Raw genomic sequence first — 17,217 nt, forward strand, 5'->3', positions numbered from 1 at the left:
TCCGGCCTCTATTGTTCTACTTTATAAAAAATTTGCCTCCCCCCCCCGCGCCCCCCCCCCCGGCGGGGGGCCCCCCCCCCCGGGGGGCGGGGGGCGGGGGGGCCCGCCCCCCCCCCCCCGCGACCGGGCAGGGGCGGCTCAGGCGGAGCGGCCCTCGGCCGGCTCGGCGCCGGCCATCGGCCTGGCCGCCATCGGCGGCTGGTTGCCCATCGGAGCCTGGTCGCCCATGGGAGGTTGGTTGCTCATCGGGGGCCGGTGTGCGGAGTGCTGCGCGTCCGGGGTGGGCATGCCGGCGGTCTCGTCGTGGATCTCCACCTGCTCGCGGCGCAGCTCGTCCTTGATCACCTGCTCCTCGGTGTAGCGCTCGACCACCAGCCGGACCCGCTCCAGGGGCGCCAGGTACTTGCGGACGGCCGGACGCTCCTCGTGCAGCGTCACCTCCTCCACCGCCTCGGCGATGTCCTGGCTGGAGAGCGCGGCCCGCTCGGCCTCGCCGACCGGCACCCGCTCCACCCGGACCCGCTCCTTGACCACCTGCACCCGGCGCTCCACCGGCTCGGTCACCACGTACTTGCGCATCCGGGCGGTGCCCAGCACGTGCCACTCGTTGGTGATCTCCAGCCGCTCCTCGCGCAGGGTCAGCTCGATCGGCCCGGCCGGCGGCATGCTGCCGGCGCTCTGCTCCGCGGCCGTCCCGGCCATCGCGGTGCGCTCCGGTTCGGGGGCCGGCGGCACGGGGGCGGGCACCGGCTCGACCGGCTTGTCCAGCCCGATGGTGGACGGCGCCATCGCGGCGGCCGGAGCCGCCGCTGCCGCCGGGGCGGCCTGAGCCGGCTGGCTCGCCGCGCCGGTCCGTGTCCCGGCGGCCGGACGGGCCGCCGCGGTGGTGGCCGCGGCCGCGGCGGCAGCGGCCGGCGCGGTCTGCCCGAAGTCGGCGTCCGGCTGCTCGGCCGCCCCGGCCGGCTTGCCGCTCGCGGGGGAGTCCAGCCCGTAGTAGCGGTAGAGCTGCAGCTCCTGGGCGGGCGAGAGGTGCTGACCGACGCCGAAGTCCGGCGACTCCTTGATCAGCGACTTGTCGTAGGGCACGCGCAGCTCCTCGCCTGAGAACTCGCTCGTGGTCAGCGGGACGAAGGCGTCCCGCCCGAAGATCCCGGTCCGCACGGCCGCCCACTCGGGTTCGCCGGTAGCGTCGTCGAGGTAGACCTCGTCCACCGTGCCGATCTTGTCGCCGTTGCGGTCGACGGCCTTGTGCCCGATCAGGTCTCGGGGGTCGATGTCGGTCTGCACGCTTCTCCTCCTGGTGGTACCGCTCTCGATTCACACCAAACGGCACATAGCGGGCGCCAGCCAGCCGGGTTCGGCCATCAGGGCAGGCCATCGGCCGTTCGAGGGAGTGCAATCGGCCACCTGATCGATGTTCACCAAGGGGTGCGCTGGTACCCTGGGCGCGACCGCCGAACCCGCTCGGGAGAGTCCCCAGCCTTCGAAATCGAGGGGCCTGGGGCGCCGAAGGAGCAAACCCTCCCCGGAATCTCTCAGGCATCCGTACCGTGTGGGATAGGTCACTCTGGAAAGCAGGGCAGGACCGCCGGTGAGGGAGCCGGCGGCGACACCCTCACCGACGGTGCAAGCCGACGGGGCTCCGGCCCCGTGCGGGCGAAGCTCTCAGGTCCCGATGACAGAGGGGGAGGCCTGTCGGGCCCGCCCGCCACGGCCGCTCCGCTCCCCCAGGCGGCGAGGGCCGTGCGTGCGCGCCCCCGCCGGTCCGTGACCAGGAGGCCTCGACCACCATGACTGCCCAGCCGACCGCCGGTCGCTCCAGCAGCAACGCCACGCTCGCCGAACTCGAAGCGGCCAGCCCGTTCGAGTCGCGCCACATCGGCCCCGACTCGGCCGCCCAGGAGAAGATGCTCGCCCAGGTGGGCTACGCCTCGCTGGGTGAACTCTCCACCGCGGCCGTGCCCGAGGCCATCCGCAGCATCACCGCGCTGGACCTGCCGGCCGGCCGCAGCGAGGCCCAGGTGCTGGCCGAGCTGCGCGAGCTGGCGGCCTGCAACCAGGTGCTCACCTCGATGATCGGGCTCGGGTACTACGGCACCTTCACCCCGCCGGTGATCCTGCGCAACGTCATGGAGAACCCGGCCTGGTACACCGCCTACACCCCGTACCAGCCGGAGATCTCGCAGGGCCGCCTGGAGGCGCTGCTCAACTTCCAGACCCTGGTCTCCGACCTGACCGGCCTGCCCACCTCCGGCTCCTCGTTGCTGGACGAGGGCACCGCGGCCGCCGAGGCGATGGCGCTGGCCCGCCGCGTCACCAAGGTCAAGGGCGGCGTCTTCCTGGTCGACGCGGACGCGCTGCCGCAGACCATCGCGGTGATCAACACCCGCGCCGTGCCGACCGGCGTCGAGGTGGTCGTGGCCGACCTCTCGGCCGGCATCCCGGCCGAGATCGCCGAGCGCGGCGTCTTCGGCGTGCTGCTGCAGTACCCGGGCGCCTCCGGCGCGGTGCGCGACCTGGCCCCGGTGATCGAGCAGGCGCACGGTCTGGGCGCGATCGTCGCGGTCGCCGCCGACCTGCTGGCGCTCACCCTGCTCAAGTCGCCCGGCGAGCTGGGCGCCGACATCGCCTGCGGCTCCTCGCAGCGCCTCGGCGTGCCGATGGGCTTCGGCGGCCCGCACGCCGGCTACCTCGCGGTGCGCGCCGAGTACGCCCGCTCGCTGCCCGGCCGCCTGGTCGGCGTCTCGGTGGACGCCGACGGCAACCGCGCCTACCGGCTGGCCCTGCAGACCCGCGAGCAGCACATCCGCCGCGAGAAGGCCACCAGCAACATCTGCACCGCCCAGGTGCTGCTCGCCGTGATGGCCTCGATGTACGCCGTCTACCACGGCCCGGACGGCCTGGCCGAGATCGCCCGCCGCACCCACCGCTACGCGGCCGCGCTGGCCGAGGGCCTGCGGGCCGGCGGCGTGGAGCTCGCGCACGGCGAGTTCTTCGACACCGTCACCGCCAAGGTGCCGGGCCGGGCCGCCGAGGTGGTCGCCGCCGCCCGCGCCGAGGGCGTCAACCTCTACCTGGCCGACGCGGACAGCGTCTCGATCTCCTGCGACGAGACCACCACCCGCGAGCACCTGCAGACCGTCTGGGCCGCCTTCGGGGTGGTCGGCGCCGAGGTGGCCGAGGCCGCCGAGACGCTGCCGGCCGCGCTGCTGCGCACCGACGAGTACCTGACCCACCCGGTCTTCCACAGCCACCGCTCGGAGACCGCGATGCTGCGCTACCTGCGCCGCCTCTCGGACCGGGACTACGCGCTGGACCGCGGCATGATCCCGCTGGGCTCCTGCACCATGAAGCTCAACGCCACCACCGAGATGGAGGCGGTCACCTGGCCGGAGTTCGGCCAGCTGCACCCCTTCGCCCCGATCGAGCAGGCCCAGGGCTACCTGACCCTGATCCGCCAGCTGGAGCAGCAGCTGGTCGAGGTGACCGGCTACGACGCGGTGTCGATCCAGCCGAACGCCGGCTCCCAGGGCGAGTTCGCCGGCCTGCTGGCCGTGCGCGCCTACCACCACGCCAACGGCGACACCCAGCGCGACGTCTGCCTGATCCCGTCCTCGGCGCACGGCACCAACGCCGCCTCCGCCGTGATGGCCGGCATGCGGGTGGTCGTGGTGAAGACCCTGGCCGACGGCGACGTGGACGTCGAGGACCTGAAGGCCAAGATCGAGCAGCACCGCGAGCAGCTGGCCGTGCTGATGGTCACCTACCCCTCCACCCACGGCGTGTACGAGACCCAGATCACCGAGATCTGCGGCCTGGTGCACGACGCGGGCGGCCAGGTGTACGTGGACGGCGCCAACCTCAACGCGCTGGTCGGCCTGGCCAAGCCGGGCAAGTTCGGCGCGGACGTCTCGCACCTGAACCTGCACAAGACCTTCTGCATCCCGCACGGCGGCGGCGGCCCGGGCGTCGGCCCGGTCGCGGTCCGCGCCCACCTGGCGCCCTACCTGCCGAACCACCCGCTGCAGTCGGAGGCCGGCCCGGCCACCGGCGTCGGCCCGATCTCGGCCGCGCCCTGGGGCTCGGCGGCGATCCTGCCGATCTCCTGGGCGTACGTCCGGCTGATGGGCGGCGAGGGCCTGAAGCGCGCCACCCAGGTGGCGGTGCTCAACGCCAACTACATCGCCAAGCGGCTGGCCCCGCACTTCCCGGTGCTCTACACCGGCCCGGGCGGCCTGGTGGCGCACGAGTGCATCATCGACCTGCGCCCGCTCACCAAGGAGACGGGGGTGACCGTGGACGACATCGCCAAGCGCCTGATCGACTACGGCTTCCACGCCCCGACCATGTCCTTCCCGGTGGCCGGCACGCTGATGATCGAGCCCACCGAGTCCGAGGACCTGCACGAGATCGACCGCTTCTGCGCGGCGATGATCGAGATCCGCGGCGAGATCGAGAAGGTCGGCTCCGGCGAGTGGGCGGCGGACGACAACCCGCTGGCCAACGCCCCGCACACCGCCGCCACCATGGCCGGCGACTGGGCGCACGGCTACTCGCGGCAGGAGGCGGTCTTCCCGGCCGGCGTCAACCCGGCCGACAAGTACTGGCCGCCGGTGAGCCGGATCGACGGCGCCTACGGCGACCGCAACCTGGTCTGCTCCTGCCCGCCGCTGGACGAGTACGGCGTCTGAGGCCGCTGAACGCCGGAGCCCCCGCGGTCGGTCACGACCGCGGGGGCTCCGGCGTTCCGTCAGGCGGCCAGCAGCGAGCGGCGCGGCGCGATCACCCGGCCGTCCGGCAGCAGCTCGCCGGTGTCCTCGAAGAGCAGCACCCCGTTGCAGAGCAGGCTCCAGCCCTGCTCGGGGTGGCGGGCGACGGGAACCGCCGCCTCACGGTCAGGGGAGTCGGCCGACGGACACTCGGGTCGGTGCTGGCACATGTGGTACCTCGCTTCACTTCACGTTTCGCGCCCCCCGCAGCGGAACGCAGGTGTGAACCGGCGCCTCCGTGGGTAGGACAGGTGGTCCTGCCACGCTGCCTCCAGTGTCCGCGCCCGATCGCCGTTGCGCAGCCCTTTTGGTGACTCGCGCCACAACTACGGGTCAGAGATCACCCATTCAGATGGTCCCGAGTGACCCCGGGGACGCCGACGGGCCACCCGGCGATGGTCAGGCCGGGTGGCCCTGGATAGTCCGTGCGGGTGAGCAGCCGTCAGGCGACAGCGGTGCCGGGGAGCGGGACGGCGACCGCCCGGGCTGATCGGCGGGCCAGCCGGGCGAGCAGTTCGTCCGCCGGATAGGCGTGGTGGGCGGTGATCCCGAGCGGGGCCGGAGCCAGCGGCAGCAGCAGGTCGGCCGCCGGGTCGGCCTCCACCGCGTGCAGCCACAGGGCGGTGGAGTAGTGGCCCGGGATGGAGAGCAGCCGGGCCCGGTAGACGGTCTTCAGCGGCTGGACCAGCTGCCAGGCCTCGGCCAGCGCCCGCACCGTGGAGTCCAGGTACGGGCCGGCCGCGAAGTGCGCGAAGGTGTGCCCCTCGGTGGACTTGGCCACCTCGGCCGCCGCCACCACCGCCGTGCCGTGCTTGACCAGGAACCGCCAGCCGGTGCGCGGCGCGGTGGCCAGCGCCCGGGCCGTGGCGGTCCCGGGCGGCAGTTGGTGGACGGCGAGCGGATGGGCCGGCTGGAGCTGCCCCGCGGTACTTCGAAGGGCGGCCGCCGCGCCCGGCTGCCGCAGTGCGGCCTCCGAGTTCAGTGCGGCCAGCACGGCGCGCAGGGCGCTCGGCGGTGGCTGGGGGGTCTGCAGGGTCATGGCGGGTCGCCTCTCCATGCGAGATCGGCGTGCGAAAGCGGCATACCGGCGTGGCGCGGGGCCGGGTCCGGTTGGGCGTGATCGCGGGGCTGTGCGCGCGGGCGGGCCCCATGGCAGCGGTCGGCCGCACCGGATCGTGTCCGGTGCGGCGGAGGCGGCTCGAAGCCCACTCGAACAAGTGCGCAGGGTGACCTGTTTATCACCTTCCGTGCCGTTCGGCAAGTCGGCGAAGGCGTGAGAAACCGTCAGTTCCCTTGTGCCGCAAGGCATTGGCCGCCCTCGGGTATCGATCTTCCGGATGGGCATGATGCAGGGCACTGTCGAGCGGGCGAAGGGGGCAACCAGTGGGGGAGAAGGTCACCACCACCAGGGCGGAGCTGTCGGACCGACAGCACTACCGCCGTAAGTTGCAGTCCTGTCAGGAGGCGCTGGAACGGATGCTCCGCGAGGGCCGGTTCGACCGGCCGCGGGCGGTGCTCGGGCTGGAGATCGAGCTCAACCTGGCGGACGACCAGGGGCTGCCGCTGCTCACCAACGACCAGGTGCTGGAGTCGATCGGCTCCACCGACTTCCAGACCGAGCTGGGCCGGTTCAACATCGAGGTCAACATCGCCCCGCACCAGCTCAGCGGCCATGTCTTCGAGGAACTGCGGGAGGAGCTGGACACCGGGCTGCGCTACGCCGACCGGCGGGCCGCCGAGGCCGGCGCCCGGATCATCATGGTGGGCGTGCTGCCGACCCTGGACGTACAGCACACCGGGCTGGACGCGATGAGCCACAACAACCGCTACAGCCTGCTCAGCGACCAGATCATGGCCGCCCGCGGCGAGGACATCGCGCTGGACATCGAGGGCGTGGAGCGCCTGCAGCTGGACTCGGTCAGCATGGTCGCCGAGGCCGCCGCCACCTCGCTGCAGCTGCACCTCCAGGTCACCCCCGACCGGTTCGCGCCGGTCTGGAACGCGGCCCAGGCGATCGCCGCCGTGCAGGTCGCGCTCGGCGCCAACTCGCCCTTCCTGTTCGGCCGGGAGCTGTGGCGGGAGACCCGCCCGGTGCTCTTCCAGCAGGCCTGCGACACCCGTTCGGCCGAGCTGAAGGCGCAGGGGGTGCGGCCGATCACCTGGTTCGGCGAGCGCTGGGTGGACTCGGTGGAGCAGCTGTTCGCCGAGAACCTGCGGTACTTCCCGGCGCTGCTGCCGATCTGCGACGACGAGGACCCGGCCAAGGTGCTGGCCTCCGGCGGGGTGCCCCGGCTGTTCGAGATGAAGCTGCACAACGGCACCATCTACCGCTGGAACCGCCCGATCTACGACGTGGCCGACGGCGTGCCGCACCTGCGGGTGGAGAACCGCTGCCTGCCGGCCGGCCCGACGGTGGCCGACACGCTGGCCAACGCCGCCTTCTACTACGGACTGGTGCGCGCCCTGGCCGAGCAGCCGCGCCCGGTCTGGAACCGGCTGCCGTTCGCGGTCGCCGACGAGAACTTCCACACCGCCGCCCGCTACGGCATCGACAGCGTGGTCCGCTGGCCGCGGGCCGGGCGCGGCGCCAAGGGCGGGCCGGCCGAGGTGCCGGTGGTCGACCTGGTGCTCGGCGAACTGCTGCCGCTGGCCTACCAGGGCCTGGACGAGTGGGGCGTGCAGCCCGCCGACCGGGACCGCTACCTGGGCATCATCGAGCAGCGCTGCCTGCGCCGGACCAACGGCGCGGCCTGGCAGGCGGCCACCGTGCACCAGCTGCGCGAGCGGCACGGGATGGACCGGGCCACCGCGCTGGCCACCATGACCCGCCGCTACATGGAGCTGATGCGGGCCGGCGAACCGGTGCACAACTGGCCGGTGGGCTGACCGTCCGCCGTCCCGGGACGGCTCAGGGAGGTGTGACAAGATGATCCGCCATGACGATCGCGCCGCCCGCCCAGCCCGACGACCTGCTGCCGCCGCCCGGTGACCGGCGGCGCCGGCTGCTCGGCGCGGAGCTGCTGATCGTCCTCGGCCTCTCGCTGGGCGCCAGCGGCGTCTACGCGGTGATCAGCTTCATCGACTCGGCCACCCTGAACGTCGCGCTGAACCATCAGAAGGCCTCGCTGAACGCCTCGGCGGCGCCCGGCCGGCCCTGGCTCGACCTGGCCTACCAGCTCTACTACATCGCCAAGGGCCTGATGCCGGTGGTGCTGGTCGGCTACCTGCTGCTGCGCGAGGGCAGCTCGCTGCGGGTGCTCGGCTTCGACCTGCGCCGCAAGCTCTCCGACCTGGGACGCGGCGCGCTGGTGGCGGCCGTGATCGGCGGCACCGGGCTGGCCCTCTACTTCGGCTCCCGGGCGGCCGGCGCCAACCTCAACGTGGTGCCGACCGGCCTGCCCGACGTCTGGTGGCGGATCCCGGTGCTGGTGCTCTCGGCCTGCCAGAACGCGGTGCTGGAGGAGGTGGTGGTGCTCGGCTACCTGGTCCGCCGGCTGGACCAGCTCGGCTGGTCGGGGCGGGCGGTACTGGTCGCCAGCGCCGTGGTGCGCGGCTCGTACCACCTCTACCAGGGCCTCGGCGGGTTCGTGGGCAACGTGGCGATGGGCCTGGTCTTCGTGCTGCTCTACCGCCGCTGGGGCCGGGTGATGCCGATGGTGGCCGCGCACGCGCTGATCGACACCACGGCCTTCGTCGGCTACGCGCTGCTGGTCGGCCACGTGAGCTGGCTGGACAACCTGTCCTGACCGCCCGTCGGCCGGGCGGTCAGGACGCGGTGGGCTCAGGCCGGGGCGCCGGCCGTCTCGTGCACCTTGGCGTAGGGCGCGAGCTTGCGCAGCGACTCGATGTTCTTCAGCAGGTCCTCACGGGTCTCGTGCGCGTCGCCGACCACGACCACCGAACCGTTGCTCGCCTTGAGCCGGAACCGGTGCATGCCGCTGTCGTCGGTGTAGAGCTCGAACTTGCCTGCCATGGTGATAGGCACCTCTCTGTGTGGTGGCCGCCCCCTCCGCTCAACGTAAGCTCAGACCCTCTGGTACGCAGGGCAGTTGATCCGGGCGGGTGGCGGCCGTTCGGGGTCCGGCCGTCAGCGGGGGCGGGGCCGTGACCGAGGCGTCCCGGAGGCCGGCGGCCCCGGTGCCGGCGGTCAGGGTCACCGTTGGCGGGCGCCGGCCAGGCTGTCCACCGCCGGTCCACGGACGATGAACAGCCGGTCCACGGGGCTCAGGGCCGGCGGCGGCCCCACTCCACCTCGGCGCGGTCGCCCTGCGCGACCCGGAGCAGCGCCTCGGCCAGCACGTGGGTCTCCTCCTCGGTGAGGTAGGCGGAGAAGTGCCGGTGGATGCTGCGCAGGTAGACCGGCGCGGTCTCGCGCAGGGCCTGGGCGCCCTCCTCGGTGATGCTGGCCCAGTTCACCCGCTTGTCGGTGCCGTCCTGCTGCTTGCGGACCAGGCCGACCCGGGCCATCTCGTCCACCAGCCGGCTCACCCTGGTCCGGCTGAGCACCACCCGGTCGGAGAGCTCCTGCATCCGCAGCCCGTCGGCCCCGGCGGCGCGCAGTTCCAGCAGCACGTCGTACCAGGTGAGCGGGACGGTCCCGCCACGCTGCACGTCCGCCTCGATGGCGCGGACGGCCGCGCTGTGTGCCATCAGCAGGGCCCGCCAGGCGTCGAGGCTCGTCGTATCACCATTGCTCACAGCCCCACTCTAGCGGCGCTTGCGTGCGTCCGCACGCACTTGTTAAAGTGTGTGCGGACGCACAGTACGGGTACGCGTCACCGACCCACAGGAGGGGAAATACCGATGGCCCAGATCGTCGCGCGCGAAGAGGTCCAGAAGCTGATCGAGAACGGTGCCACCGTGCTCGAGGCGCTGCCGGCGCAGTACTTCGAGGACAAGCACCTGCCCGGCGCCCACTGCTTCCCGCTGGACGACGTGGACACGCTGGCCGGCTCGCTGCTGACCGACAAGGCGGCCGACATCGTCGTCTACTGCAGCGACAGCACCTGCCCCAACTCCGGCATCGCGGCCGACCGCCTGGTGGAGCTGGGCTACACCGGCGTGCGCAAGTACGAGGCCGGCAAGAAGGACTGGGTCGAGGCCGGCCTGCCGACCGAGTCGGGCCCGCGCGCCTGAACCCCTCGCACCCCCGACGCAGGCACCCCGAGGAGAAGGACCGATTGCCATGAGTAGCGCATCCGCACCCACCCGCTCGGTCGACGGCGTCGAGCTGCCGGCCGCCGGCACGTGGAAGCTCGACCCCGGCCACGCCGAGGTCGGCTTCGTGGGCCGTCACTTCATGCTCACCAAGATCCGCGGCCGGTTCACCTCGGTGGAGGCCACCGTCGAGATCGGCGAGCGCCCGGAGGACAGCAAGGTCTCCGCGGTCATCGACGTGACCAGCCTGTCGACCGGCGACCAGTCGCGGGACGACCACATCAAGTCCGCCGACCTGTTCGAGGCGGAGAAGTACCCGAAGGCCGTCTTCGAGTCCACCTCGGTGAGCTGGAACGGCGTCGAGGGCAAGCTGGTCGGCGACCTGACGATCAAGGACGTGACCCGCTCGGTCACCCTGGACGTCGAGTACCTGGGCTACGCCCGCGACCCGTGGGAGAACGACCGGATCGTCTTCTCCGCCAAGGGCAAGGTCAACCGCGAGGACTGGGGCCTGACCTGGAACATGGTCCTGGAGACCGGCGGCGTGCTGGTCTCCAAGGAGATCGAGCTGGTGCTCGACCTGGAGGCCGTCCGGCAGGTCTGACCCGCCATGGCGCAGCGGGTCCGGTACGCCAGTACCGGGCCCGCTACCGCGTGTCCTCGCAGCCCAGCAGGTCCGCGACCAGGCGGACCAGGGTCGGCGCGATCCGGTCGGGGGAGTGGCCGGCGCCGGCCAGCGCGTACTGGAGGTCGGCGCCCAGCGGAGCCAGCAGGGCGTGCGCGGCGATCTCCGCGTCCAGCTCGGGGCGGGCCTCGGCGATCAGCAGCGCCAGGTGCCGCCGCCAGAACTGGTACGAGCCCACCTGGTACCGCGCGCTCGGCGCCGCGGTCTCCGACAGCCTGACCAGCTCCAGGTTGCGGAAGAGCAGTTCGAGGTAGGCCTGGATGAAGGCGAGGATCCGCTCGGCGGCCGGCGCGCCCGGGCCGAGCGGCGGCGGCCCGAACAGGATCCGGGCCTGCAGCTCGCTGTCCTGGGCGTCCAGCAGTGCCGCGGCGAGGTTGGCCTTGCTGCCGAACCGGCGGAACACGGTGCCCTTGCCGACGCCCGCGGCCGCGGCGATGGCGTCCAGCGAGACCCCGTCCACCCCGTGCTCGCCGAACAGTTCGGCGGCCGCGGTGAGGATGCGCAGCCGGTTGCGCGAGGCGTCGGCCCGCTCCTTCGGCGGGCTCCGGCGGATCTCGATCAGGTCGACGTCGGCGGATTCGCTCATCTGACGCTCCCGTTGACTCTGGGATCCGACTCGGCAGCGGGCGCTGGGATCTTGTACTGGTCTATCAGTTCTGGGTGATGGTACGTGAGTTTGCCGTCCGCCCCGCTGGGCGGGAGACAGAACGGACATTGCCTCACGCATCGCCCCGTCCCAGGACTCAATCTTGTTCACCTCGGGGGCGTATGCCATAGTCGCGCTAACGGACTGCGGTCCGGTTACAGGTGAGTCCCGTGCGACGAGCACAGTGAGCCGTTACTCCCCCGCCCCACTCGTTCCGAGCCGATCCGAGTGGGCCCCACCCTGCGCCACATCATGTACTCCCCCGCACGCCGGGCCGGCGTGCGCCCGAATCGGAAGTCACCACAGTGCCGTGGGGACTGGAGGCAGCATGAACGAGCACCAGGACGACGTGCGCACCACCCTCGACCCGGTCGGTCTGCTGGACCTGACCCAGCATGAGATCCAAGCCCTGAAGTCCCGCTACAACCTCGCCGACGCCCACACCCACCAGCGGCAGTCCGAGCGCCAGCGGCAGATCGTCTCCCGCCTCTCCGACCTCTGGTTCGAGTCGGAGGAGGGCCTGCAGGCCAGCTACGAGCAGAAGTTCATCGAGGCCTTCTTCCGGCTGCACCGGCAGCCCACCGCGCTGGCCAAGAAGAAGACGCTGCTCTCCTACGCCGCCTCCATCTCCACCATGGTCGCCGGCATGTTCCTCAAGCAGCGGCGGATGGCGGTCACCCTGCTGGAGCCCTGCTTCGACAACCTGCACGACGTGCTGGCCAACCTGGGCGTGGCCACCTACCCGCTGGACGAGGAGGCGCTGCACGACCCGGACCGGATCTACTCCGAGCTCAAGCGCCGGGTGAAGACCGACGCGCTCTTCCTGGTGGACCCGAACAACCCCACCGGGTTCACCCTGCTGCAGTACGGCCGGCGCGGCTTCGAGGAGGTGGTCCGGTTCTGCAAGGACCACGACAAGCTGCTGCTGATCGACTTCTGCTTCGCGTCCTTCACCCTCGACGACCCCGAACTGGCCCGGTTCGACATCTACGAGCTGCTGGAGGAGTCCGGCGTCTCGTACCTGGCGATCGAGGACACCGGCAAGACCTGGCCGATCCAGGACGCCAAGGCCGCGATGATCACCGCCAGCGACGACATCGCCGAGGCCGTCTACAACATCCACACCAGCGTGCTGCTGAACGTCTCGCCGTTCGTCCTCAACATGCTCGCCGAGTACGTGGACGACGCCCGCGAGGAGGCGATGCGCTCGGTGCGCGACGTGCTGGAGCGCAACCGGGAGACGGCGCGCAAGGCGCTGGACGGCTCGATCCTGGAGTACCAGGAGCCGGTGGCCAAGGTCAGCGTGGCCTGGTTCCGGGTCGACCACCCCGAACTCTCCGCCACCGAGCTGCAGAAGCTGCTCTACGCCCAGGGCGTCTACGTGCTGCCCGGCCGCTACTTCTACTGGAACGAGCCCGGCAAGGGCGACTCCTACGTGCGGATCGCGCTGGCCCGCGACCCGCAGATGTTCGCCGACGCGATGGCGCTGACCCGCCGGCTGCTCGACGGCCATGCGGCCTGAGGGGCCCGCCCCGGAGTTCGTGGACGCGGCGCTGTTCCTCGGGATGAACAGCGCCGACGAGCGGATCCGGATCGCCTGCAAGTCGTACTTCGCGGCCCGGCTGACCGGGCGGGTCACCATGAGCCTGGAGCAGGTGGGCCGCTGCGACGACCTGGTCTGGCGGTTCCCGCGCGAAGTGCAGGACGCCTACTACCCGTTCATGGACGTGCTGCACACCGACATGGAGATCGACCGGGTGCCGTACGACGCCGAGGACCTGCGGCTGGGGCTGGCCGGGCCGAGCGCGCTGCCGATGCACGAGCGGCTGCTGCTCGCCATGGTGCGCAACCGGCGGGGGAGGCTGCGCACCGTCAGTCCCCGGCTGCTGGGCGGCACCGAGGAGCAGGTCGCCGCGCCGCCCGCCGGACCCGAACTCGCCTTCCCGGAACCCCTGGAGAGCCTGTACCAGCAGTCGCTGGCGCTCCGCCTGCCCGTAGCCGCACTCTGACCGGAAGTGAGCTGAGCACATGTATCGCGGAGTGACTGCGGCGCTGGTGACACCGCTCACCCCTGCCGGGGCCGTGGCCGAACCGGACGTCGCGCGGCTGGTCGGCTCGCTGCGGGAGCACGTGGCGGCGCTGCTGGCCACGCTGAGCACCGGCGAGGGCTGGGCGCTGACGCCCGGGCAGTGGCGGGACATGGTCGCCGCGACGGTGCGGCACGCCGAGGGCGTCCCGGTGCTGGCCGGCATCGAACTGCCCACCACCGCCGAGGTGGTGGAGCGGATCGGCTGGGCCAGGGAGCTGGGTGCCTCGGCCGTGGTGGCCACCACCCCCTACGGGCCCGGGGTGGACCAGCGGGAGATGGTCGGCCACTACGCCGCACTGGCCGCTGCCGGGCTCCCGGTGCTGGTCTACCACGAGACCGAACTGTCCAAGAACACCACCGAGTTGGAGACCCTGCTGGAGATCTGCCGGCTGCCCGGAGTGGTCGGCGTGAAGGACTCCTCCAACAGCGTGGAGTTCATCCGGGAGCTGATCGCCGCCGAGCCGGGCGTGCCGGTCTACCAGGGCATGGAGGAGCTGCTGCTGGACTCCGGGCCGGTGGACGGCTACGTGATCGCCCTGGCCTGCGTCGAACCGGCCTTCTGCGCCGAGCTGTTCCGGGATCCGGCGCCCGACCGGCTGCCGGAGCTGCTGGCCCTGTGCAAGCAGTACGGGCTGGACCGGGAGGACTGGTACGTGCCGATCAAGGAGGAGCTGCACCGGCGCGGAGTGCTCTCCAGCCCCCGGCAGGTGGCGCCGTGAGCGAACAGCGGCAGCTCTTCCTGCTCAACCGCTCGCTGCCGGACCGGGAGGTGCTGGACCGGCTCCTGACGATCGAACAGGAATGGCTGGCACCCAAGTTGGCCAAGCTGGCCGATCGGGCCGCCGAGGTCACCACCCGGCAGGACTGGCTGGCCGCGCTGGCCGGACTGCTGGACGAGGAGCGGGCCGGCACCCCGGCCGGGGAGTACCTGGCCGAGCACGCCACCCGGGAGCAGTTCGCCCGCGTGGTGCGGGAGTTCGCGCTCGACGGGCTGACCGAGGCGCAGAACTTCTTCCCGGCCGTGCCGCGGCTGCCGATCCGGGCCCAGATGGCCGTGATGCGGGTGCTGATCGACGAGTTCGGCTGCGGCAACCTCCACCAGTCGCACTCCCGGCTCTACCTGCTGCTGCTGGCCGAACTCGGGCTGCCGCAGGAGCTGGAGGACTTCCTGGAGAGCACCTCCGAGGAGACCTACGGCTTCCTCAACGTCTTCTACTGGCTCACCCAGCGCGCGCCCGAGATCGAGTACTTCCTGGGCGCGCTGGCCTACCTGGAGGCGAGCATCCCGGACGCCTTCACCGTGCAGGCCCGGGCCTGCGCCCGGCTCGGCCTGGCGCACGGCACCTACTACACCGAGCACCTGCACATCGACACCTTCCACCGGGAGGAGATGCAGACCGCGATCCGCGAGCTCCAGGCGGCGCGCGGGCTGGACGCGGGCAAGCTGTGGGCCGGGGCGCTGCTGGTCTCCGACCTGCTCGGCACCGCCTTCGAGGCGGCCGTCGAGCGGGTCCGGGCGGAGGTGCCGGCATGACCGGACCCGAGGACGAGGCCACCGTGGAGGAGCTGGGCCGCGACCTGGTCCGGGTCCGGGTCGCCGGACAGGAGTTCGTGATCGACGCCGCCTGTCCGCACCGCAAGGGCCGGATGGTGCACGGCTACGTCAACGCCCGCACCCTGCGGATCACCTGCCCGCTGCACCGGACCTCCTTCGACCTGGCCACCGGCTGCGTGCTGGCCGGCCCGGCCGCCGACCCGCTGACCGTGCACCGCGCCGGACCGGCCGAGGAGGGCTGAGATGGAGTACGAGCTGGAGCAGCCCTGGCTGCCCGCCTCCGAGCAACTGCTCGACTGGAGCGACGAGTTCCACGATCTGATGCTCGGCGACCAACTGCGGATGAACGCCTACCGGGCAGCCGTCACCGAGGCCGTCCGGCCCGGGGACACGGTGCTGGACCTGGGCACCGGCACCGGCATCCTGGCCCGCTGGGCGCTGGAGGCCGGCGCCGCCCGGGTCTACGGGATCGACCTCAACAAGTCGATCCTGGACTCGGCGGTCCAGCGGCTGACCGCGGCCGGCCTGGGGGAGCGGTTCGTCCCGCTGCACGGGCTCTCCTTCGACCTGGAACTGCCCGGGCGGGTGGACCTGGTGATCTCGGAGATCCTGGGCAACCTCGCCGACAACGAGAACGCCCCGGCGATCCTGGGCGACGCCCGGCAGCGGTTCCTGCGCCCGGGCGGCAGCATGCTGCCCAGCCGGGTGGAGAGCTACCTGGTGCCGGTGGCGGCCGAACGGGCGCACGGGCTGCTGTGCGAGGGCCGGCCCGCCGACGCGGGCGGCGCCGGGGAGTTCGCGGCGCTGCTGGCCCGGCGCGGCTCGCGCAGCGCCTTCGACCTCTACTACGACACCATCCTGCCGCTCTCCGGCTACCTGGCCGCGCCCAGGCTGCTGCGGGCGTTCGACCTGACGGCCGCTCCGGAGCCCTCCGACTACCGGGTGCCGCTGGTCTACGCCTGCCGCCGCCCCGGCCGGTTCACCGGCTTCAAGGGGTACTTCACCGCGACCCTGTCCGACACCGTGGCGCTGGACATCTCCGGGGACGCGATCGGGCAGCGGACCACCTCGGACAGCTGGAAGCACTGCTACCTGCCGATCGAGACGCCCGTCCCGGTCGAACCGGGGGACCGGATCGCGGTCACCTTCAGCCGGCTCTCCACCGGCTCGGAGCACACCTTCCGGCAGGGCTACCGCTGGGAGGGCCGGGTGATCTCGGGCCGGGACGGCTCGACCACCGCGAGCTTCGCCCAGAGCACCGCCTGAGCCGAGCCTTCGAGGGGGCAGCCCGTCCGCGGCGGGCTGCCCCCTCCGCGTGCCGTCAGCCGATCCGGCGGATCGAGGCGGTGTCGAAGAGGTCGAGGGCACGCGGGTGCGGCCCCTCGTCGTGGTGGTGCAGGGCGGACCAGAACAGGTCGCCGGGCAGCGCCGCCCGCCCGGCGTAGACCCGGTAGGCGTAGCGGCGCCCGTCCACCCCGGCCAGCTCCACCAGCCAGCAGCCACCCTCCGGCCCGGAGTCGTCCGACGGTCCGTCGGACAGCGTGGGCGACAAGCGTCGTGGCAACGGTTCTCCCTCCCGGAACGGCGGCCCCCGCCGGATAGGACCCGTGTCGGGCCCGGAAGGTTGCGCTGTTCGGATGAACCGTCACCCCTGGGTGACGGACCGGCCCAGCACCCAGCGCTCCAGCATGAGCCGCAGCTCGGCCAGGATGCCGGGATCGCCCTGCGGATCCTGCTCGAAGGCCAGGTTGAGCAGCTGGCCGGCGGCCTTGACGGCCAGGTGGGTGCGGCGCCCGAACTCGGGCGTGTCGGGGTAGCCGTAGCCGCGCACCAGGGCCCCGCGGATCAGCTCGGCGAGCTCGCGGTCGTTGCGCTCGTCCTCCTCGCGCAGCGCGGCCCACGGCATGCTGCCGTACCAGAGCCGCTGGAAGCCGGGCTGCTCGCGCCGGAAGCCCGCGTGCGCGTCGAGCAGCCGGCCGGTCAGCTCGGCCGGGTCGGCGGGCAGCGGATCCGCCACCGCCTGCTCGGCGATGCTGACGAACTGCTCCAGCCAGTCGGCGGCGAGGGCGACGATGATCGCCTGCTTGTCCGGGAAGAAGCGGTAGAGCACCCCGATCGAGACGCCGGCCTCGGCGGCGATCAGCTTGGTGCCCAGCTCGTCGGGCGGCAGCTCCTCCAGCAGCCGGGCGGTGGCGGCCAGGATCCGGGCGACCTTCTCGCGGCTGCGGGCCTGCTGCGGCGTGCGCAGGGCGCCGGGCAGCGCGGGCAGGGCGGCGGGCTCGGGCATCGGGTTCCTCTCGGACGGCCGGCAGGGGT

At 72.2% G+C, this 17,217-nt stretch carries 19 protein-coding genes and 1 riboswitch; of the genes, 11 read left to right on the forward strand and 8 right to left on the reverse strand.

The annotated features are described in order from the left end of the window. Positions 1-138: 138 nt before the first annotated feature. The gene (locus ACFYNO_RS12915) at positions 139-1,287 is read right to left on the reverse strand and encodes a PRC and DUF2382 domain-containing protein (RefSeq protein WP_388009990.1); all 1,149 of its coding nucleotides are present in this window, start codon (positions 1,285-1,287) and stop codon (positions 139-141) included. 168 nt (positions 1,288-1,455) lie between these two features. Next, positions 1,456-1,561, forward strand: a riboswitch (glycine riboswitch). Between the two features lie 229 nt (positions 1,562-1,790). On the opposite strand from ACFYNO_RS12915, the gene gcvP reads away from it, so the two are divergent. Beyond that, positions 1,791-4,691: an aminomethyl-transferring glycine dehydrogenase gene (gene gcvP, locus ACFYNO_RS12920; protein WP_388009993.1), complete on the forward strand. Its 2,901-nt coding sequence runs from the start codon at positions 1,791-1,793 to the stop codon at positions 4,689-4,691. 59 nt (positions 4,692-4,750) lie between these two features. Here gcvP and ACFYNO_RS12925 read toward each other — a convergent pair whose 3' ends face one another. Together ACFYNO_RS12925 and ACFYNO_RS12930 are read right to left on the reverse strand one after the other, a co-directional pair. Then, complete coding sequence (locus ACFYNO_RS12925; RefSeq protein WP_388009996.1) at positions 4,751-4,939, reverse strand: DUF5999 family protein; 189 nt, start codon at positions 4,937-4,939, stop codon at positions 4,751-4,753. A 272-nt stretch (positions 4,940-5,211) separates the two neighbouring features. Continuing rightward, a complete protein-coding gene (locus ACFYNO_RS12930) occupies positions 5,212-5,808 on the reverse strand; it encodes a hypothetical protein (protein ID WP_388009999.1) in 597 nt (198 codons plus the stop codon). Positions 5,809-6,152: 344 nt separating this feature from the next. Here ACFYNO_RS12930 and ACFYNO_RS12935 point away from each other — a divergent pair, with 344 nt between their 5' ends. Together ACFYNO_RS12935 and ACFYNO_RS12940 are read left to right on the forward strand one after the other, a co-directional pair. Next, positions 6,153-7,655, forward strand: coding sequence for a glutamate-cysteine ligase family protein (locus ACFYNO_RS12935; RefSeq protein ID WP_388010002.1), 1,503 nt, complete (start codon positions 6,153-6,155; stop codon positions 7,653-7,655). A 50-nt stretch (positions 7,656-7,705) separates the two neighbouring features. Continuing rightward, on the forward strand, positions 7,706-8,515 hold the full coding sequence (locus ACFYNO_RS12940) for a CPBP family intramembrane glutamic endopeptidase (RefSeq protein ID WP_388010005.1): 810 nt from the start codon (positions 7,706-7,708) through the stop codon (positions 8,513-8,515). A 35-nt stretch (positions 8,516-8,550) separates the two neighbouring features. On the opposite strand, the gene ACFYNO_RS12945 is transcribed toward ACFYNO_RS12940, so the two are convergent. Next, positions 8,551-8,742 carry a YegP family protein gene (locus ACFYNO_RS12945; protein ID WP_388010008.1) on the reverse strand — a complete coding sequence of 64 codons (192 nt, stop codon included), beginning with the start codon at positions 8,740-8,742 and terminating at the stop codon, positions 8,551-8,553. A gap of 251 nt (positions 8,743-8,993) precedes the next feature. Further along, a complete protein-coding gene (locus tag ACFYNO_RS12950) occupies positions 8,994-9,467 on the reverse strand; it encodes a MarR family winged helix-turn-helix transcriptional regulator (protein ID WP_388010011.1) in 474 nt (157 codons plus the stop codon). 105 nt (positions 9,468-9,572) lie between these two features. On the opposite strand from ACFYNO_RS12950, the gene ACFYNO_RS12955 reads away from it, so the two are divergent. Together ACFYNO_RS12955 and ACFYNO_RS12960 are read left to right on the forward strand one after the other, a co-directional pair. Beyond that, on the forward strand, positions 9,573-9,905 hold the full coding sequence (locus ACFYNO_RS12955) for a rhodanese-like domain-containing protein (RefSeq protein ID WP_388010014.1): 333 nt from the start codon (positions 9,573-9,575) through the stop codon (positions 9,903-9,905). A 49-nt stretch (positions 9,906-9,954) separates the two neighbouring features. Then, entirely contained in the window at positions 9,955-10,530 is a 576-nt protein-coding gene (locus tag ACFYNO_RS12960; protein WP_388010017.1) for a YceI family protein, read from the forward strand. 43 nt (positions 10,531-10,573) lie between these two features. Here ACFYNO_RS12960 and ACFYNO_RS12965 read toward each other — a convergent pair whose 3' ends face one another. Then, positions 10,574-11,197 carry a TetR/AcrR family transcriptional regulator gene (locus ACFYNO_RS12965; protein WP_388010020.1) on the reverse strand — a complete coding sequence of 208 codons (624 nt, stop codon included), beginning with the start codon at positions 11,195-11,197 and terminating at the stop codon, positions 10,574-10,576. Positions 11,198-11,585: 388 nt separating this feature from the next. On the opposite strand from ACFYNO_RS12965, the gene ACFYNO_RS12970 reads away from it, so the two are divergent. The 6 genes from ACFYNO_RS12970 to ACFYNO_RS12995 are packed head-to-tail and all read left to right on the forward strand — an operon-like array spanning position 11,586 to position 16,167. Continuing rightward, entirely contained in the window at positions 11,586-12,779 is a 1,194-nt protein-coding gene (locus ACFYNO_RS12970) for a pyridoxal phosphate-dependent aminotransferase (RefSeq protein ID WP_388010023.1), read from the forward strand. Then, positions 12,769-13,266: a DUF6190 family protein gene (locus tag ACFYNO_RS12975; RefSeq protein ID WP_388010026.1), complete on the forward strand. Its 498-nt coding sequence runs from the start codon at positions 12,769-12,771 to the stop codon at positions 13,264-13,266. Before ACFYNO_RS12970 ends, ACFYNO_RS12975 begins: the two co-directional genes overlap by 11 nt. Before the next feature lie 19 nt (positions 13,267-13,285). Next, positions 13,286-14,065 carry a dihydrodipicolinate synthase family protein gene (locus ACFYNO_RS12980; protein ID WP_388010029.1) on the forward strand — a complete coding sequence of 260 codons (780 nt, stop codon included), beginning with the start codon at positions 13,286-13,288 and terminating at the stop codon, positions 14,063-14,065. Then, positions 14,062-14,880, forward strand: coding sequence for an iron-containing redox enzyme family protein (locus tag ACFYNO_RS12985; RefSeq protein ID WP_388010032.1), 819 nt, complete (start codon positions 14,062-14,064; stop codon positions 14,878-14,880). Before ACFYNO_RS12980 ends, ACFYNO_RS12985 begins: the two co-directional genes overlap by 4 nt. Next, a complete protein-coding gene (locus ACFYNO_RS12990) occupies positions 14,877-15,143 on the forward strand; it encodes a Rieske (2Fe-2S) protein (RefSeq protein WP_388010035.1) in 267 nt (88 codons plus the stop codon). Before ACFYNO_RS12985 ends, ACFYNO_RS12990 begins: the two co-directional genes overlap by 4 nt. 1 nt (position 15,144) lies before the next feature. Beyond that, the gene (locus ACFYNO_RS12995; protein ID WP_388010038.1) at positions 15,145-16,167 is read left to right on the forward strand and encodes a methyltransferase domain-containing protein; all 1,023 of its coding nucleotides are present in this window, start codon (positions 15,145-15,147) and stop codon (positions 16,165-16,167) included. Between the two features lie 55 nt (positions 16,168-16,222). On the opposite strand, the gene ACFYNO_RS13000 is transcribed toward ACFYNO_RS12995, so the two are convergent. Together ACFYNO_RS13000 and ACFYNO_RS13005 are read right to left on the reverse strand one after the other, a co-directional pair. Continuing rightward, complete coding sequence (locus tag ACFYNO_RS13000) at positions 16,223-16,465, reverse strand: hypothetical protein (protein WP_388010041.1); 243 nt, start codon at positions 16,463-16,465, stop codon at positions 16,223-16,225. An 81-nt stretch (positions 16,466-16,546) separates the two neighbouring features. After that, complete coding sequence (locus tag ACFYNO_RS13005) at positions 16,547-17,188, reverse strand: TetR/AcrR family transcriptional regulator (RefSeq protein ID WP_388010044.1); 642 nt, start codon at positions 17,186-17,188, stop codon at positions 16,547-16,549. Positions 17,189-17,217: the final 29 nt, after the last annotated feature.

The organism is Kitasatospora sp. NPDC006697 (genome assembly GCF_042869935.1).
GTDB lineage: Bacteria > Actinomycetota > Actinomycetes > Streptomycetales > Streptomycetaceae > Kitasatospora.

Bases quoted from the DNA above. Each gene is read 5' to 3' on its own strand.
- ACFYNO_RS12965 (WP_388010020.1), bottom strand. From the start codon at position 11,197: ATGAGCGAATCCGCCGACGTCGACCTGATCGAGATCCGCCGGAGCCCG.
- ACFYNO_RS12925 (WP_388009996.1), bottom strand. From the start codon at position 4,939: ATGTGCCAGCACCGACCCGAGTGTCCGTCGGCCGACTCCCCTGACCGT.
- ACFYNO_RS12975 (WP_388010026.1), top strand. From the start codon at position 12,769: ATGCGGCCTGAGGGGCCCGCCCCGGAGTTCGTGGACGCGGCGCTGTTC.
- ACFYNO_RS12995 (WP_388010038.1), top strand. From the start codon at position 15,145: ATGGAGTACGAGCTGGAGCAGCCCTGGCTGCCCGCCTCCGAGCAACTG.
- ACFYNO_RS12970 (WP_388010023.1), top strand. From the start codon at position 11,586: ATGAACGAGCACCAGGACGACGTGCGCACCACCCTCGACCCGGTCGGT.
- ACFYNO_RS12955 (WP_388010014.1), top strand. From the start codon at position 9,573: ATGGCCCAGATCGTCGCGCGCGAAGAGGTCCAGAAGCTGATCGAGAAC.
- ACFYNO_RS13005 (WP_388010044.1), bottom strand. From the start codon at position 17,188: ATGCCCGAGCCCGCCGCCCTGCCCGCGCTGCCCGGCGCCCTGCGCACG.
- gcvP (WP_388009993.1), top strand. From the start codon at position 1,791: ATGACTGCCCAGCCGACCGCCGGTCGCTCCAGCAGCAACGCCACGCTC.
- ACFYNO_RS12960 (WP_388010017.1), top strand. From the start codon at position 9,955: ATGAGTAGCGCATCCGCACCCACCCGCTCGGTCGACGGCGTCGAGCTG.
- ACFYNO_RS12990 (WP_388010035.1), top strand. From the start codon at position 14,877: ATGACCGGACCCGAGGACGAGGCCACCGTGGAGGAGCTGGGCCGCGAC.
- ACFYNO_RS12980 (WP_388010029.1), top strand. From the start codon at position 13,286: ATGTATCGCGGAGTGACTGCGGCGCTGGTGACACCGCTCACCCCTGCC.
- ACFYNO_RS12940 (WP_388010005.1), top strand. From the start codon at position 7,706: ATGACGATCGCGCCGCCCGCCCAGCCCGACGACCTGCTGCCGCCGCCC.
- ACFYNO_RS12945 (WP_388010008.1), bottom strand. From the start codon at position 8,742: ATGGCAGGCAAGTTCGAGCTCTACACCGACGACAGCGGCATGCACCGG.
- ACFYNO_RS12930 (WP_388009999.1), bottom strand. From the start codon at position 5,808: ATGACCCTGCAGACCCCCCAGCCACCGCCGAGCGCCCTGCGCGCCGTG.